At 63.9% G+C, this 15,035-nt stretch carries 17 protein-coding genes and 1 riboswitch; of the genes, 6 read left to right on the top strand and 11 right to left on the bottom strand.

Annotated elements, in window-relative coordinates:
• Nucleotides 1-30: 30 nt before the first annotated feature.
• Nucleotides 31-834, top strand: coding sequence for a creatininase family protein (locus tag ACFX5Q_RS04665; protein ID WP_404275772.1), 804 nt, complete (start codon nucleotides 31-33; stop codon nucleotides 832-834).
• A gap of 23 nt (nucleotides 835-857) precedes the next feature.
• Here the strand turns inward: ACFX5Q_RS04665 and ACFX5Q_RS04660 are convergent, their stop codons facing one another.
• The gene (locus tag ACFX5Q_RS04660; protein WP_404275770.1) at nucleotides 858-1,367 is read right to left on the bottom strand and encodes a tyrosine phosphatase family protein; all 510 of its coding nucleotides are present in this window, start codon (nucleotides 1,365-1,367) and stop codon (nucleotides 858-860) included.
• Nucleotides 1,364-2,419, bottom strand: coding sequence for a threonine-phosphate decarboxylase CobD (gene cobD / locus ACFX5Q_RS04655; protein ID WP_404275848.1), 1,056 nt, complete (start codon nucleotides 2,417-2,419; stop codon nucleotides 1,364-1,366). The genes ACFX5Q_RS04660 and cobD overlap by 4 nt, the downstream gene beginning before the upstream one ends.
• On the opposite strand from cobD, the gene cbiB reads away from it, so the two are divergent.
• Nucleotides 2,418-3,395: an adenosylcobinamide-phosphate synthase CbiB gene (gene cbiB / locus ACFX5Q_RS04650; protein WP_404275768.1), complete on the top strand. Its 978-nt coding sequence runs from the start codon at nucleotides 2,418-2,420 to the stop codon at nucleotides 3,393-3,395. The genes cobD and cbiB overlap by 2 nt on opposite strands.
• Before the next feature lie 39 nt (nucleotides 3,396-3,434).
• Here the strand turns inward: cbiB and cobO are convergent, their stop codons facing one another.
• The 5 genes from cobO to ACFX5Q_RS04625 form a co-directional block, all read right to left on the bottom strand.
• Nucleotides 3,435-4,049: a cob(I)yrinic acid a,c-diamide adenosyltransferase gene (gene cobO, locus ACFX5Q_RS04645; protein WP_404275766.1), complete on the bottom strand. Its 615-nt coding sequence runs from the start codon at nucleotides 4,047-4,049 to the stop codon at nucleotides 3,435-3,437.
• Nucleotide 4,050: 1 nt separating this feature from the next.
• Nucleotides 4,051-4,566 carry a bifunctional adenosylcobinamide kinase/adenosylcobinamide-phosphate guanylyltransferase gene (gene cobU / locus ACFX5Q_RS04640; RefSeq protein WP_404275764.1) on the bottom strand — a complete coding sequence of 172 codons (516 nt, stop codon included), beginning with the start codon at nucleotides 4,564-4,566 and terminating at the stop codon, nucleotides 4,051-4,053.
• Complete coding sequence (locus ACFX5Q_RS04635; RefSeq protein ID WP_404275762.1) at nucleotides 4,559-5,347, bottom strand: CbtA family protein; 789 nt, start codon at nucleotides 5,345-5,347, stop codon at nucleotides 4,559-4,561. Before ACFX5Q_RS04635 ends, cobU begins: the two co-directional genes overlap by 8 nt.
• A 15-nt stretch (nucleotides 5,348-5,362) precedes the next feature.
• Nucleotides 5,363-5,542, bottom strand: coding sequence for a CbtB domain-containing protein (locus tag ACFX5Q_RS04630; protein ID WP_404275760.1), 180 nt, complete (start codon nucleotides 5,540-5,542; stop codon nucleotides 5,363-5,365).
• 35 nt (nucleotides 5,543-5,577) lie between these two features.
• Nucleotides 5,578-5,775: riboswitch (cobalamin riboswitch) on the bottom strand.
• 67 nt (nucleotides 5,776-5,842) lie between these two features.
• Nucleotides 5,843-6,535, bottom strand: coding sequence for a gamma-glutamylcyclotransferase (locus ACFX5Q_RS04625; protein ID WP_404275758.1), 693 nt, complete (start codon nucleotides 6,533-6,535; stop codon nucleotides 5,843-5,845).
• Between the two features lie 144 nt (nucleotides 6,536-6,679).
• Here ACFX5Q_RS04625 and ACFX5Q_RS04620 point away from each other — a divergent pair, with 144 nt between their 5' ends.
• The gene (locus ACFX5Q_RS04620) at nucleotides 6,680-7,861 is read left to right on the top strand and encodes an aromatic ring-hydroxylating dioxygenase subunit alpha (RefSeq protein WP_404275756.1); all 1,182 of its coding nucleotides are present in this window, start codon (nucleotides 6,680-6,682) and stop codon (nucleotides 7,859-7,861) included.
• Between the two features lie 3 nt (nucleotides 7,862-7,864).
• On the opposite strand, the gene ACFX5Q_RS04615 is transcribed toward ACFX5Q_RS04620, so the two are convergent.
• On the bottom strand, nucleotides 7,865-9,064 hold the full coding sequence (locus tag ACFX5Q_RS04615) for an MFS transporter (RefSeq protein ID WP_404275755.1): 1,200 nt from the start codon (nucleotides 9,062-9,064) through the stop codon (nucleotides 7,865-7,867).
• A 260-nt stretch (nucleotides 9,065-9,324) separates the two neighbouring features.
• Between ACFX5Q_RS04615 and ACFX5Q_RS04610 the strand changes: the two genes are divergently transcribed.
• Together ACFX5Q_RS04610 and ACFX5Q_RS04605 are read left to right on the top strand one after the other, a co-directional pair.
• A complete protein-coding gene (locus tag ACFX5Q_RS04610) occupies nucleotides 9,325-10,329 on the top strand; it encodes a DUF1624 domain-containing protein (RefSeq protein ID WP_404275753.1) in 1,005 nt (334 codons plus the stop codon).
• Complete coding sequence (locus ACFX5Q_RS04605) at nucleotides 10,326-10,802, top strand: isoprenylcysteine carboxylmethyltransferase family protein (protein WP_192180987.1); 477 nt, start codon at nucleotides 10,326-10,328, stop codon at nucleotides 10,800-10,802. Before ACFX5Q_RS04610 ends, ACFX5Q_RS04605 begins: the two co-directional genes overlap by 4 nt.
• A 50-nt stretch (nucleotides 10,803-10,852) precedes the next feature.
• On the opposite strand, the gene ACFX5Q_RS04600 is transcribed toward ACFX5Q_RS04605, so the two are convergent.
• The 3 genes from ACFX5Q_RS04600 to ACFX5Q_RS04590 form a co-directional block, all read right to left on the bottom strand.
• Nucleotides 10,853-11,239, bottom strand: a complete 387-nt coding sequence (locus tag ACFX5Q_RS04600) for a MerR family DNA-binding transcriptional regulator (protein WP_006203215.1) — start codon at nucleotides 11,237-11,239, stop codon at nucleotides 10,853-10,855.
• 141 nt (nucleotides 11,240-11,380) lie between these two features.
• Nucleotides 11,381-12,787 carry a magnesium transporter gene (gene mgtE, locus ACFX5Q_RS04595; protein ID WP_404275749.1) on the bottom strand — a complete coding sequence of 469 codons (1,407 nt, stop codon included), beginning with the start codon at nucleotides 12,785-12,787 and terminating at the stop codon, nucleotides 11,381-11,383.
• Between the two features lie 221 nt (nucleotides 12,788-13,008).
• Entirely contained in the window at nucleotides 13,009-14,022 is a 1,014-nt protein-coding gene (locus ACFX5Q_RS04590) for a phosphatase PAP2 family protein (protein WP_404275747.1), read from the bottom strand.
• A 274-nt stretch (nucleotides 14,023-14,296) separates the two neighbouring features.
• Between ACFX5Q_RS04590 and ACFX5Q_RS04585 the strand changes: the two genes are divergently transcribed.
• On the top strand, nucleotides 14,297-14,959 hold the full coding sequence (locus ACFX5Q_RS04585; RefSeq protein ID WP_404275745.1) for a LuxR C-terminal-related transcriptional regulator: 663 nt from the start codon (nucleotides 14,297-14,299) through the stop codon (nucleotides 14,957-14,959).
• The last annotated feature ends 76 nt before the right edge of the window (nucleotides 14,960-15,035 follow it).

Raw genomic sequence — 15,035 nt, 5'->3', positions numbered from 1 at the left:
CTAGGTCTCGGTCACATGAAAGAGGCAAACATGACCGTTGCAAACAGACGCGTGTGGTGGGGCGACTACCGAACCACCGAATACGCCACGATCGACCCGGAAGCGACGATCGCCGTCCTGCCGGTGGCGGCGATCGAGCAGCACGGCTCGCATCTGCCGGTCTCGACCGACACCTCGATCATGAACGGCATGCTGGAAACTGTCATATCGCGCCTGCCCGCCGATCTCGACATCCGCGTCCTGCCGGTGCAAGCGGTGGGCAAGTCGAACGAGCATTTGCATGCGCCAGGCACCCTCACTCTGCCGGCGACGACCCTGGTCGATGCCTGGACCGAACTCGGCCTGTCGGTCGCGCGCGCCGGCGTGAGAAAGCTGGTCGTCGTCAACTCGCATGGCGGCAATGAGGAGATCATGGGCATCATCACGCGCGAACTGCGCGTGCGCGCCAGGATGCTGGCGGTGAAGACGAGCTGGCAGCGCTTTGGCCGCCCGGCCGGCATGTACACCGAACTGGAGGACCGCCACGGCATCCATGGCGGCGATGTCGAGACCTCGCTGATGCTGCACTTCCGCCCGGATCTGGTCGACATGGGCAAGGCCGACAATTTCGTTTCCAACGTCAGCCGAGCGGAAAAGGAATTCGCACTGCTGCGCCACACCGGCACGCATGCCTTCGCCTGGATCGCCAGCGACCTCAACCCGAACGGCGTGGTCGGCGACGCCAGCATCGCCTCCGCGGAGAAAGGCCGGCTGACCGCCGAACACCAGGCCGACGGTTTCATCAGCCTGCTGAAGGATGTCCGCAAGGCGAAGCTCGTCGACTGGCTGACCTAAATCAGCAAAGTCCTGCGAGACGTTCAGCCATCGATCCTGAACTCGAAGGGCGTGCCTTCAAAAGCATCAGCGCCCCGCCCGATCGCCTCTATCGCCCCGATCATGCGGCCATTGCGATCAAGCAAGGCATCGGCGACGGCGATCAGCCGCGGGTTGGGCGTAGCCGAGGGCGACAGCGCCCGCAGCGTCTGCGCCAATTCCGCCTCATCGCGCTTCGGTGCCAGTGCTGCGGCGATGATGTAGGCCGAGGCGGTCGAGCGGCTGATGCCGGCATAGCAATGGACGACCATGGGCTTCGCACGATCCCACTGGCGCGCGAACTGGAGCAGGTTTCGCACATGCTCTTCGCCCGGCATGGTCATGCCTTCCTGGGCGACGGCAATGTCGTGCATCACCAGATGCAGATGGTTCTCCCTGGCGATCGAGGCCGGTCGTATCACTTCGGTGCCGGCGGCAAGCAGCGAGAGCAGACGCTCGGCGCCGGTTCTCGCCACGGTCTCCTCGACTTTCGCCAGCGAACAGACATGGATCATGGCGCGATCTCCTTCGGCCCATCGTCGCGCCGCGCGGCCCAGTCGGCAAGCGCCGATTCGAGCCGCTGCCATTCCTCGTCGGAGCCGGGCAGCCCGGCACGCAGCACCTGTGGCCGGTCGGCAAAATGCCGAAGCAGCACGCCGCGCCCACCAAGCGCGGAAAACAAACCGGCCGCATCCGTAAGGCGAAGATAACGAAACAGCGTCGTTCCGCCAGCAACAGGCGCATCGAAGCGGCCGAACAGCGCGTCGAGCCGCGCCGCATCCTGCGCCAGGCGCTGCCGCATGGTGGTCTGCCAATCCGTGTCGGCCAGCGCGCGGAGGCCGTAGTCGAGCGCAGGGCCGGCGACCGCCCACGGCCCTAATTGCGCCTCCAGCCTCTCGACGGCCAGCGTGTCGGCCAAGGCAAAGCCGAGCCGCAGGCCGGCAAGGCCAAAGAACTTGCCGAAGGAGCGCAGCACCACGATACCGCCCTGCCCGACATCGCCGGCCAGGCTTTCGGCGCGTGGGCCGACATCCATGAACGCCTCGTCGACGACCAGCAGCCCGCCTTTGGCGCGCAATCTTCCGGCAAGCTCGAGCAGCCTGCCGCGGCCGACGACACGGCCATCCGGATTGTTGGGATTGACCACGATGGCGAGGTCGGCCCCGGCCAGCGCCTCGAAATCATCGACCTCGGCCGCCGCATGGCCGGCGATCGCCGCCGCCCTTTTGTGTTCGGCATAGGTCGGCCCAAGCACCAGCGCCTTGCCGGGGCTCACCAGCGAGGCGACGCGCGGCAACAGGATCTGCGTGCCGGGCGCCGCCGCCACATTGGCCGCCGACGGCGCCCCATAGGCGCGCGCCGCGACCTCGGCCAGTTCACGGGCACGCGCCGCTTCCGGCAATCGCGACAGGGTGGTGGCGGGCAAATCGAAAAGCGGATAGGAGTGCGGATTGATACCCGTCGAGAGATCGACGAAAGGCTGTGGCGCGCGAGGGAAGAGCGCGCTCGCCCGGCCAAGGCTTCCGCCATGATCCACTGCAGCCATCGCTCCATCAGAAAGCTTCATGTCGATCCTGATTGCCTTCCTGTCGCTAGCCATCGAACGTATCCTGGGTTACCCGGACTGGCTGTTTGGCGCCATCGGCCATCCCGTCACCTGGTTTGGCAGGCTGATATCCTTTCTCGACCGCAGGCTCAACCACGCCACTGATTCCGACGCGCTGCGTCGCCGCCGGGGCGTCAAGGCATTGCTGGTCATCGTCCTGGTGCCGGCGGCCATCGCTTTCGCCGTGCAAATCCTGCTCTGGCAGATCTTTCCCGCCGGCCTGCTCGTCACGGCAATTCTGGCATCGTCGCTTCTGTCGCAGAAGAGCCTCGCCGAGCATGTCGAGGCAGTGGCCGATGCGCTCGATACAGGCGGGCTGACGCTCGGCCGCATCGCCGTCTCGCACATCGTCGGCCGTGATCCGGAAAAACTCGACAAGCCGGGCATTGCCCGCGCCGCGATCGAGAGCCTGGCCGAGAATTTTTCCGACGGCATCGTCGCCCCCGCCTTCTGGACCGGTGTTTGCGGGCTGGCCGGCGGCGTCGCCTACAAGGCCGCCAACACCGCCGATTCGATGATCGGCCACCGCACCCCGCGCCACGAGGCTTTTGGACGGGCGGCCGCCCGTTTCGACGATTTCATCAACCTGCCGGCCTCGTGGCTGACGGCGCTGCTGATCGTGCTCGCCGCTTTCATCGTCAAAGGCACCGACCCGCGCAACGCCTGGCAGGCCGTGCGGCGCGACGCGAGAAAGCACCGCTCGCCCAATGCCGGCTGGCCGGAAGCAGCAATGGCCGGCGCGCTTGGTCTGGCGCTGGCCGGACCGCGCAGCTATGGCGGCGTTGTCGTCGACGACGCGTTCATGGGCGAAGGCGGCCGGCGCGAGGCCGATAGCACCGACATCAGGCGGGCACTGAAGCTCTACCGGATCGCCGACTATCTGCTGATCGGGCTGTTTGCGATCCTATCGGTGGTGCTCATCTACCTGACGTTCTGAGCCGCGCCTTACCCTCCCCCTTGTGGGAGGGTAAGGCACTCAGAACTCGATCCCCTGCTGCGCCTTCACGCCGGCCGAAAAATGGTGCTTGGTCACGCCCATCTCGGTGACGAGATCGGCGGCCTCGACCAGCGCCGGCTTGGCGTTGCGTCCGGTGACGACGACGTGCAGGCCTTCACGCCGGCCTTTCAGCGCTGCGACCACCTTGTCGAGATCGAGATAGTCATAGCGCAGCGCAATGTTGAGTTCGTCGAGCACCACGAGGCTGATCGACGGATCGGCCATCAGTTCCAGCGCCCTCGCCCAGGCGGCCTCGGCGGCGGCGATGTCGCGCTTCAGGTCCTGCGTTTCCCAAGTGAAACCCTCGCCCATCGCATGCCAGACGACGCGGTCGCCGAAGGCAGCGAAGGCTTCCTTCTCGCCGGTGTGCCATTTGCCCTTGATGAACTGGACGACGCCGACACGCTTGCCGTAGCCGAGCATCCTAAGCGCCAGCCCGAAAGCGGCCGTGGTCTTGCCCTTGCCCGGACCTGTGTTGACGATCAGCAGGCCTTTCTCGATCGTCTTGCCCGCCACCTCGGCATCCTGCACCGCCTTGCGCTTGGCCATCTTGGCGCGATGGCGTTCCTCGTCCTTGGGATCGATATCGGTCATCTCACTTCACCTTCAGCGGCAGCCCCGCCACCATCAGCAGCACCGTGTCGGCAATTGCCGCAACCTGCTGGTTGAGGCGGCCCGCGGCATCTCGAAACCGACGGGCAAGCGCATTGTCCGGCACGATACCCTGGCCGACTTCGTTGGAAACCACAAACCACGGCCCGCGCGGCCGCGACAGCACATCCGCCAGCCGCAGGCATTCGACCTCGACGTCGTTCTCGGCCAGCATATGGTTGGTCAGCCACAGCGTCAGGCAGTCGACCAGCACCGGCTGCCCGTCGGGCAAAGCCGTGAGCGCGCCGACAAGATCGAGCGGCGCGTCCACGGTCGCCCAGCCTTCACCACGCCGCGAGCGGTGCAGCGCGATGCGCTCGCGCATCTCCTGGTCATAGGCTTCCGCGGTGGCGATATAAGTCCAGGGCGCCGGCCCTGCCGTCACCAGAGTTTCGGCATGCGCGCTCTTGCCGGAGCGCGCACCACCGATGATGAAGGTCAATCCTTTGCGATCAGGCAAAGCTGTCGCGCAGGCTGGTCGCCGTGCCGGTGAAGCGTCCGCGCACCACGCCGACGACGGCGCCGAGCACCAGCCAGAACACCAGGTTGGTCACCGTCACCGCCACCACGAACTGGTGATGCAAGCCTTCGGGGATCGGCGTCTCAAAACTGTCGGGCTGCGGCGCGCCGACGATATGCGGCGCTACGATCAAGGCCACGGCCAGGATCGCCAGCGGCAGCGACTTGCGGAAGGCGATCAGGCCGAGACCGGCTGCGGTCGCCGCCACCGTTGCCCACCACCAGATCTGGCGTTCGGTGAGGTCGGCTGCCGGCATGGCCGGCAGTTCCGGCGGCAGGCCGAGGCCCGGCGCCAGCGTGAACGCGGCAAAACCGGCCAGCCCCCAGAACACGCCCTGGCGCCAGTTGCCGATGCCGCCGGCAAACTCCGAAACCGCGACCAGGACCAGTGCGAAGCCGATGCCGGTGACGATGTTGGCCAGCACGCTGAAGGCGAAGCGCTCGAATCCATCGGCCGGCGCCCAGCCTTCGCCCTCCGCCGGAGCCGCCGCCTCAGCCGGCGCCGGTGCGGCGCTGCTCATGGCATTGGTATCCGTAGCGTTGGCGGCCGGCGCCGCCGGCGCCGCGGCATGCTCATGCTGGTGGCCGCCTCCGGCCTGTTCATAGACCTCGGCCTTCAGGATGAGCGGCACGGTGGCGAAGGCCTGCATGCAGGCGAGAACGACGCCGGCCACGAGCCCTGCGATCGCCGCGATGAACACGACGTTGCGAAACAGATTCATGATGTCAAATCCTCGTCAGTGGCAGGGAAACGCCATCGAATGGCGATAGTCGTGCGCGGCATTGTGGACCGCATCGATATGCGAGAAGCCGACAACGCCGATGACGAAAATGCCCAGAAACGCGCTCAGCACGAGCTGCGTGAAACGCGACTGCGAGGAGACGGAAGCGCCGAGAGAGACCGAAGCGGTATTCATGTCTTGTCCTTTCGCCCTCCACCCGAGGGCACAGAAGTCAGTTCCCTGTCGCCGGCAGGTCTCCTGGCTCGCGGATCAGCGCCCTTCCCCACCTTCCCGAAGAAATATCTTCAGTGGCTTATGGAGAGGACTACCGCACACAGTTGCGGGGGCAGCCACGGCATTGGGCGATTTTTTTGCCCGCACCGCATTCCCTCTTGGCTCCAAACGGAACCGACGACAGTTCGTGACTATACGAAGAATCGCCGCGCCCGGCAAACCAAATTCCGCCACCGGCCATCGCGAAAGCGGCGCATAGCTCTATCCCCGCAATGCAGCGATCCGCTCAGCCACCAGATGCTGCAACCGCCACAGATGGCGGTCGTGAATGCCGCGCTGCTCCAGATTCTTCACCGTGTTGTAGAGATAATCGGCGCCGGAGCCCCAGTGCCCGCACGACGTCGCCAGCCTTTCGACCACCTCGTCTTCGTCGAGCGGCCCCGCATAGGTAGTGCCCTTGCGGTTGATGACGAAAGCCAAGCCCTTGAGCGGCCCGCTGTCGCTCGCCAGCGTGAGCAGGCGCGGATGGTAGCTGGTCGGCTTCAGCGTCACTTCGCGCCGCAAAAGCTTGTCGAGTTGCTGGCGCCGATCACCATCGCCCAGCCGAAAGGCGACGCCCTTGCATTGCCCGCCGCGGTCCAGCGCCATCATCAGGCCGGGCTGATCCTTGGTGCCGCGCCAGCGGGTCATCTTCATGCAGAAGGAGCGGTGCCAGCCGCGCGCCACCGCCACCCGCTCCTCGACATGATCGATTTCGGGCTTCCAGATCAGCGACCCATAGCCGAACAGCCACAGTGGCTCGGTGGCGGGCAGTTCCGCCTCGAGCGCGTCCACCATCGCCTCATAGTCGCTGTCGCCCAGATGCGCGGCGTCCGGGTCTGGTCCGGTGTCCTCGACCTGCCGATGGCAGCGGGCGACCAGCTCTTGCGTGAGCGACATCGTTCTTGCGGACATGACTTGCGACCTGGGCGACCAACGGAATGCCGGAGAGGATGAATCGACCATAAAGTTCGCGATCGCGAGCCACAATGGCGGCGGCGCGCGCCAATTGACAAAGGTCCCGGCCGGGTGTCGGCTGCTCCATCCAGGGAGCCAGCCATGCAACCCGATCAGACGGAACGCGACCTCTATAATTGTTTGACGCGTCTCGAGCCGACGCTGCCGTCGCCGGCCTATTGGGACGCTCATGCCTACCAACGCGATCTCGACGCCATCTGGTACAAAAGCTGGCTGCTGGTCTGCCGCGAGGCCGACCTTGGCCAGCCGCTGGCATTCAGGACCTTTCGTGTCGGCACCCAGGAGATCGTCGTGCTGCGCGACGACACCGGCGAATTGCGCGCCTTCCATAACACCTGCCGTCACCGTGGTTCGCAGCTTTGCCAGGAGAGCGAGGGCCGGCTGAAGGCGCGGCTGATCACTTGCCCCTACCACGCCTGGTCCTATTCGCTGCGCGGCGATCTGGTGCGCGTGACGTCGAAGTCGCTGCCCGAGGACTTCGACAAGGCCGATCATCCGCTCTACCGCGTGGCGCTGTCGGTATGGCGCGGTTTCGTCTTCGTCAATCTCGAGGAAGATGCCGGCGGCTCAGCGGAAACCTCCTTCGATCCCGCTTCCGGCAACGTCGCCAACTGGCCGCTGGAAACGCTGGTATCAGGTCATGTGCTGCGCAAGGTGATGAGCTGCAACTGGAAGATCTTCTGGGAGAACTTCAACGAGTGCCTGCACTGCCCCGGCGTCCACAAGGATCTGTCGCGGCTGGTGCCGATCTATGGCCGCGGCCTGATGGGCAGGCACGACGACCCCGAATGGGCCCGTCACGCCGACAATGATGCGCCGGAATTTTCCGGCGGCCTGCGCGCAGGCGCCGAAACCTGGTCGCGCGACGGGCAAGCACATGGCCCGGTCTTTGCCGGCCTGACGCCGGCCGAACGCGCCGCCGGGCAGACCTACGCCACCAGCCTGCCGTCGATGTTCATCGTCGGCCATGTCGACTATGTCCGCACAGTGCGGCTGGTGCCGCTTGGCCCGGAGCAGACCGAACTCACCGCCGAATGGCTGTTTCCGGCCGAAGCGCTGACAGCACCCCAGGCCGACATCGACAACATCGTCGCCTTCGGCCGGCAGGTTCTGGAAGAAGACGCAGCGATCTGCGAGGTCAACCAGAAGGGCCTGCGCTCGCTGCGCCACGCGGCCGGCGTGCTGATGCCCGAGGAGTATGACCTGCACCGTTTTCACAACTGGGTGCGCGTGCGTCACAGCGCAGTCTCACCCAAGGCCTGAACATCAAAGCGATTTGGGCAGATAGCGCCAGGTGACGAACCCGCAGGCAGCGGCAAGTAACCCGAGCGTGGCAAAGACCGAGCCCAGACCGAAAAACGCCAGCACCACCGAATAGACCAGCGGCGGCGTCAGCTCGGAGAAGTCGAGATAGGTGCGATAGACCGCCGCCATCTGCGCCCTCTCATAGAACCTGACCGAACGCATGAAGGCGGTCGAGCCGAGTGCGTCGAGCGCAATGGCGAAGAAGGCCCCGCACAGCAGGAAGGCGCCGGTAAGCAGCGGCACGGTTTCGCCCACCGCACCCGCCGCCAGAAGCGTGGCCGACATGGCGAAATAGGCAAATGTCATCGTCCGTCGGCCGCCATAGCGCTTTCCGGCCCTGCCCCAGAAGATCGCCGTGAACAGAAGCGCGTTGCCTGCCGACACCAGCAGGCCACCGGCGAGTTCGCCCTCGCCGGCGATGACCATGAACAGCGGCCCGTAGACGAAGAACGTCGTCCAGAAGCAGGAGCGGCCGAAGGCGATCAGCCAGGCAAGCCTCAGCCTGGGTTGCGCGACGAAGCGACCGATATTGGCAAGCGGGTTGGCCGGTCGGCTCTTGCCGGGGCGGATCGACGGGTTGTCGCCGAGCCGGTAGGTCCAGAACAGCACGAGCAGCGCCAGGGCAAAGATCGCGACCGCGCCATGCGCGGCAGCGATGCCGAAGCTGGTGTAGAGGAAGATTCCCAGCGTCGGTCCACCGGTCCAGGCGAACATCGACCACGCCATGCGCAGCGATTCCGCCTGCATGAAGTCGGTCTTGCGGATGTGATCCATGATGTAGAGGTTGAGCGTGATCGACAGCGCGCTGGCGCCCATGACGCGGCAGAGCATGCCGATGAGCTGCCCGGTCAGCGTATGCGTGACGAAAAACAGCGAGCCTACGGCGAGCAGGCAGGCGCCGGCTGTGTAGACCCAGCGCCGGGCAAAGCGGCGGATCAGCATCGGCATGAACAATGTCACCGAGAGCCCGAGCAGCGCCACGATGGTGTAGAGGATCGAGACGACCTGCTCGTTGTGCAGGATCTCGTAGGCCTGGATCGGGATGACGCTGGAAATAGTGGCGCGGGCGAAGGACTCGACCGCATAGAGCGAGGCGAAGGTGCGCGCATCCGCCGGCCTGAGAGCCGGAAGCCAGATCGGATGGCGCACATGGGTGGACATTGACCCTCCGGCCGTGGAATCGCCGGTCAAATCTGGCCGGACCAGTGGCTAGCCGGTAGCAGGAAATCGACCCGCTCAAGCCGAAAAGCGAAACCGGCCAAAGGCTTTCCGCCACTGGCCTAAAGCGAATTCCGATGCGGCTTCGAACCGGAAGGAAGAAGTCAAACGGGAGATTGACGCGGAAGCGGCGGCGGCCCGCCTTCTTTTGCCCTGTGCAACCGTGATAGTCGTTTGGCACCAGTGAATCGGAATGCGAGACGATGAGCCTTCAAACGCCGGCAGAACCCGTTCAGGACCCGTCGAAGTCGAGGCGCATCACAACCATCGACATCGTGCGCGGCATCGCCCTGCTGGCCATGGCGAGCTACCATTTCACCTGGGATCTCGAGAATTTCGGCTATACCGATCCCGGCCTCACCGCCTTCGGCTGGTGGAAGATCTATGCGCGCTGCATCGCTTCGACCTTCCTATTCCTGGTCGGCGTCAGCCTGTTCCTCGCCCATGGCAGGCAAATTCGTTGGCCGGGTTTTTGGAAACGGTTCGTCATGGTCGCCGCGGCGGCGCTCGCCATATCGGCTGTCACCCACTTCGTTACGCCGGGCGGCGTCATCTTCTTCGGCATCCTGCACGAGATCGCGCTGGCCAGCCTGCTCGGCCTTGCCTTTCTGCGGCTGCCGGCGCTGCTGACGATCGTCGTTGCGGCGCTCGTCATTGCAGCGCCATTCTATCTGCGGTCCGAATTCTTCGACCATCCGGCGCTGTGGTGGGTCGGCCTGTCGGCCACCAATCCGCGCTCCAACGACTATGTGCCGCTGTTCCCCTGGTTCGGCGCCGTACTTTTGGGCATAGCCGCGGCGAAGCTCGCTTCAGCGTCTGGCTTGCTTGCCCGGCTGGCCGACCTTGCACCCGGCCGCTGGTCGAACCCGCTGGTCTTCATCGGCCGGCACAGCCTCGCCTTCTATCTGATCCACCAGCCCTTGCTGTTCGGCGCCGTCTGGTTGCTTTCGCAGATCGCGCCGGCGCCGGTCGAAACGCGCGAAGTCACCTTCCTGAAATCCTGTCAGATATCCTGCGAGCAGCAGCGCGACACCGAGTTCTGCTCCAGCTATTGTGTGTGCATGCTCGATACGCTGCAGAGCGAAGCGACATTCGACCGGCTCTACAACGGCGACCAGACCCCGGAATTCAAAGCACATCTGGGCGATCTCGCCGGTGTCTGCACCGCCAAGACCGACAGCACGTTGATGGAGGGAGGCCAACAATGACCGACGTCACCCCGAAACCCGGGCTCATCCCATGGCCGCCGCTGATCTATGTCGCGGCAATCATCATCAGCGTCATGCTCGGCCTGCTCTATCCGCTGCCATGGATCGGCGATCTGCTGGGCGAGATCCTCTTCGCCGCCGGCTGGGTGGCTTTGTTCGGCGTCGCCGCGCTGTGGTTCACCGCCATCCGCGTCATGCTGCGGGCAAAGACCACATTCAATCCGAACGCCGTGCCGGACCATCTGGTCACCTCCGGCCCCTTCTCCGTCAGCCGCAACCCGATGTATCTCGCCAACACGCTGCTTTTGATCGGCGTCGCCTTTATCACTGGGATCGTCTGGTTCCTGCTGTTCGCCTTCATCGCCGCCTTTGCGACGCAGAAGCTGGCGATCGAAAAGGAGGAAAAGATACTGGCGGCAAAATTCGGCAAGAAATACCGCGACTACGCCAAACGCGTGCGGCGCTGGATTTGAGTTCAGGGCTCGCTAAGGCCGCTGGAGTAGAATTATCAAAACGGCCGTGTTCAGGTGTTGACGCCGAGCTCCACCAGCCGCTCGACGCAGGACTCTTCAGCCTGGTCGAGTTCGGCCAGCGTCTCCTCGAGGTCGCGGCGCTTCTGCCTGAGATCCTCGCGCTTTTCCTCGATGCGCTTGATCATCAGCTTGAGCTGGCCGACCTCGCCGGGCGGCTCCTTGTACATCTGGATGATTTCGCGGATCTCGTTGATCGAGAAGCCGAGCCGTTTGCCGCGCATGATCTGGCGGATCAGATGCCGGTCGGACGGACGAAACAGCCGGGTGCGGCCGCGCCGCACCGGTTGCACCAGGCCCTCGTCCTCGTAAAAGCGCAGCGTCCGCGTCGACACATCGAATTCGCGGGTCAGTTCGGTGATCGAATAATATTCCCGCATTCTCGCTCCCAATGCCGGATGGCCAGGACGCCCGCCATGCGCAGCCGCCTGCCATCCCGATCAAAACCCGTTCCATGCCGGAATCGGCATAAAACCCCTGGCGAGCCTCGCACGGCATTTACGTAAAAGTCAATTGAAGCTTCAGGGTACGGCGAACCACCATGTCGCCAGCCCAAGAAAGGCGAAGAAGCCGACGACATCGGTGACTGTGGTGACGAAAACCGCGGAAGCCACCGCCGGGTCGACCTTGAACCGGTCGAGCAGCAGCGGGATCAGGATGCCGGCCAGTGCCGCTACGAACATGTTGATGATCATCGCCGCCGCGATGATGCCGCCCAGATTGGGGTCGCGGAACCATGCCGCCGCGACGATGCCGATCAGCACCGCGAAGACGATGCCGTTGATGAAGCCCACCCCCATCTCGCGGCGGATGATGCGGCCGGCATTGTAGATGTCGAGATCCTTGGTCGCCAGTGCCCGCACCGTGACCGTCATCGTCTGCGAGCCGGCATTGCCGCCCATGCCTGCCACGATCGGCATCAGCACCGCCAGCGCCACGATGCGTTCGATCGTATGGTCGAACAGGCCGATCACCGACGCAGCGAGGAACGCCGTCAGCAAATTGACGAGCAGCCAGGGCACGCGCGAGCGCGAGGTGGCGAGCACGGTATCCGACAATTCCTCGTCACCGACGCCGCCCATGCGCAAGAGGTCCTCCTCGGCCTCCTGCTGGATGACGTCGACCACGTCGTCGATGGTCAGCACGCCGACCAGCCGCTCGTTCTCGTCAACAACGGCAGCGGAGAGAAGGTCGTATTGCTCGAATTCCCGCGCCGCCTCTTCCTGGTCCATGGTGGCCGGGATGGCGTGTCTTGTCTCATGCATGACCTCTTCGACCTTCACCGCCCGCTTGGTGCGCAGGATCTGGTCGAGATCGATGGCGCCAAGCAGCTTGAAGCTCGGATCGATGACGAAGATCTGGCTGAAGCGATCGGGAAGGTTCTTGTCCTCGCGCATGTAGTCGATGGTCTGGCCGATCGTCCAGAACGGCGGCACCGCGACGAACTCCGTCTGCATGCGGCGGCCGGCCGTCTCTTCCGGATAGTCCAGCGAGCGGCGCAGCCTGATCCGCTCGGTGAATGGCAGCTGGGACAGGATCTCGTCCTGGTCCTCCTGGTCGAGGTCTTCCAGAATGTAGACGGCGTCGTCGGAATCGAGCTCCTGCACTGCCTGCGCGATCTGTGCGTTGGGCAGATTGTCGACGATGTCGAGGCGGATCGCTTCATCGACCTCGGTCAGCGCGGAAAAGTCGAAGTCGGCGCCCAACAGCTCGACCAGCGCGCGACGCTGCTCGGGATGAAGCGCTTCGAGCAGATCGCCGAGTTCCGACTGGTGCAGGTCGCCGACTTCGCGCTTCAGCGTCAGCGTATCGCGATCGGCGATCGCCGCGCCGACATGCGCCAGAAACGACGACTGAACGGCGCCGTCCTCGCCATAGATATCGGCGCCCTCGGCGGACCGGATCTCCTGTTCGTTCTGGCCTTCCACAAGCGCCTCCCGCCATCACGATTCCGGAAAGGGTGCTTGTCAGGTCTAGAGCATTGGACCCAAAGGGGAAACCGGTTTTGGGAAAATCCGATGCTCGGACCCAAGATAGGGCGGCGGCACGATTCGGCTTGAGAAGCTTTTGCTCTAACGCATGGGAATATCAAGCGAAACGCGCCCTGCCCCGCGTGGCCAGCGTTTCGAAGCCGGCAATGCGGCGCTTGCTATTCGCGCACGAGGCGCCCGGTCGCCCACCAGATCACCGACACCACGGCGATAGCGACGTAGCCGTCAACAGCGTAGTGCCATCCGGTATAGACCGACCCGTACAGGATCAGACCCGCGAAGATCCAGCCGGCAGCGCCAGCCCAACGGTTCAGGGACGACAGGAAAAGGGCATTCAGCACGACAAGCGCCACATGCAGGCTGGGCATGGCCGAAATGCCTCCGCCCAGGCCTGTATGTCCCGTCGTATAGAGCATCAAGAGATAGTCGGCATATTCGCGCACGACGACGCTGGACTCCAGGCCGGCCAGGGCGACCCTCAGACCGCCGAAGCGATCGCCGCCGACAAAGTGGTCGTAGTAGATGGGACCAGCAGACGACAACAGGAGCGCAAGCAAGGTGCCGACGATCGAGATGGTCAAGGCCACCGCCCAAAGATAGCGGATGCGTGCGATCGGGTTCGACCACATGCCCACCAGCAGGATCGTGCCGAACCACTGCGCGAACCACACCACCTCATAGATATTGAAGATGAAAAACGCCCAAAGCCCATTGTCGAGGCGATGCGCCAATTCCCACGGTGCCGCGCCGTGTATCCACTCGTCCAGATCGGCAAGCCACGCGTCGGCATAAAACGGAAGGACCGTCGGAATCAGGATCTTGAAGTTGGAGAACGCTGTCACGCCGGCGAGAAAGAACAGGAGCACCGGCAGGCAGTTCCACCATCTCGTCCGAACCCAGTTGATTGCATATTTCGTCGGCGCGTCCCGGCCATAAAGCAGTCCCGCGACAGCGGCGCTGCCAACCAGCAATATCGGGACCGCACGAGCGAACTTGTCGACGTAGATCAGGCCGAGGGTGAGAAAAGTCGCCGGACTCAAGAAAAATGAGATCAGCACGTATGTGACGATGAAGAAGGCCAATCTCAGCGACCATTTGCCGGCCGGACTGTAGTCCGAGACTTCAGAAGATAAGGACATGCTGATCCGCCGAAATTGAACATGCGTGACCAAGTGAGCAATAGCGTGTCGACCTTACATTTGCGTTACTGAGCGGTCAGGGAAGCCCCGACGAAATCCGACCATTTTCCGCGGTGCCAGGCCGTGGTTTATGGCCTGCCCGAGATGCAAAACCGGGTTCAAGCAGCGCGACAATGCATGTCGCTAGGGAAAGAGCACCCATTTGCCATTGGGGCAGAATTACCGTCACGGGGATCCAGAGACGCGACGGAACCCGTACGCCCGCAAATTGGTCCAGAGGAAGCCCTTGAAGATCAAGTCGCAGAGAATGAGTGAGGCAATCGGCGAGCGGCGCGTGCGCGTCGTCGTCGCCGAACGCAATCCGCTCGTCGTATCGGCGCTGCGCGAAATGCTGGAATGCGACGGGCGCTTCGAATTTTTCGGCTCCGTGCAAAGCGGCAAGCAACTCCTGGACCTGGCGGCAGAGCCGCAATTCGACGTCGCCGTCATCGGCTGGAAGCTCGCCGACATGGACGGCGCCGATGTTCTGGCCGAGATCCAGAGCCGCAGGCTCGACGTGCGGATCACGGTGTTTTCCAACGACCACGATATCGGCATCCTTAAGCAATGCGTGCGGCTCGGCGCGCATGGCTATTGCTTCCAGTTCGACGACCCGCCGATCATCTTCGAGACGATCCTGGCGGTTGCGCATGGCCGCATCTGCATCCCCTATATCGACATCAACAAGGTCAACGACACGCCGCTGTCGCAACTCACGGTTCGCGAGCGCGAACTGCTGGCGGTGCTTTCCGACGGTTGGACCAACCTTCAGATCGCAACGCGGACAGGGATTTCCGAGAACACGGTGAAGTACCACCTCAAGAATCTCTACGACAAGCTCGACGTCCGCAACCGGGCGATGGCTGTCGCGCTCTATTCGAGCGAAAGGCGCCGCAGTCAGGGCAGCCATTCGGGTAGGCCGACCGGGTAGGCTTTCCCCACCCGCGCGCGGCGAGATCTTACCCGGCAAGGTGTTGTTGCCGCCCGCCGTAAAAACGAGACTCCCC

The sequence above is a fragment of the Mesorhizobium sp. IMUNJ 23033 genome, from assembly GCF_044778005.1.
Classification (GTDB): domain Bacteria; phylum Pseudomonadota; class Alphaproteobacteria; order Rhizobiales; family Rhizobiaceae; genus Mesorhizobium; species Mesorhizobium amorphae_A.
Note: the sequence above shows the minus strand (reverse complement) of the source record. Positions and strands in the feature narration are given on the sequence as shown.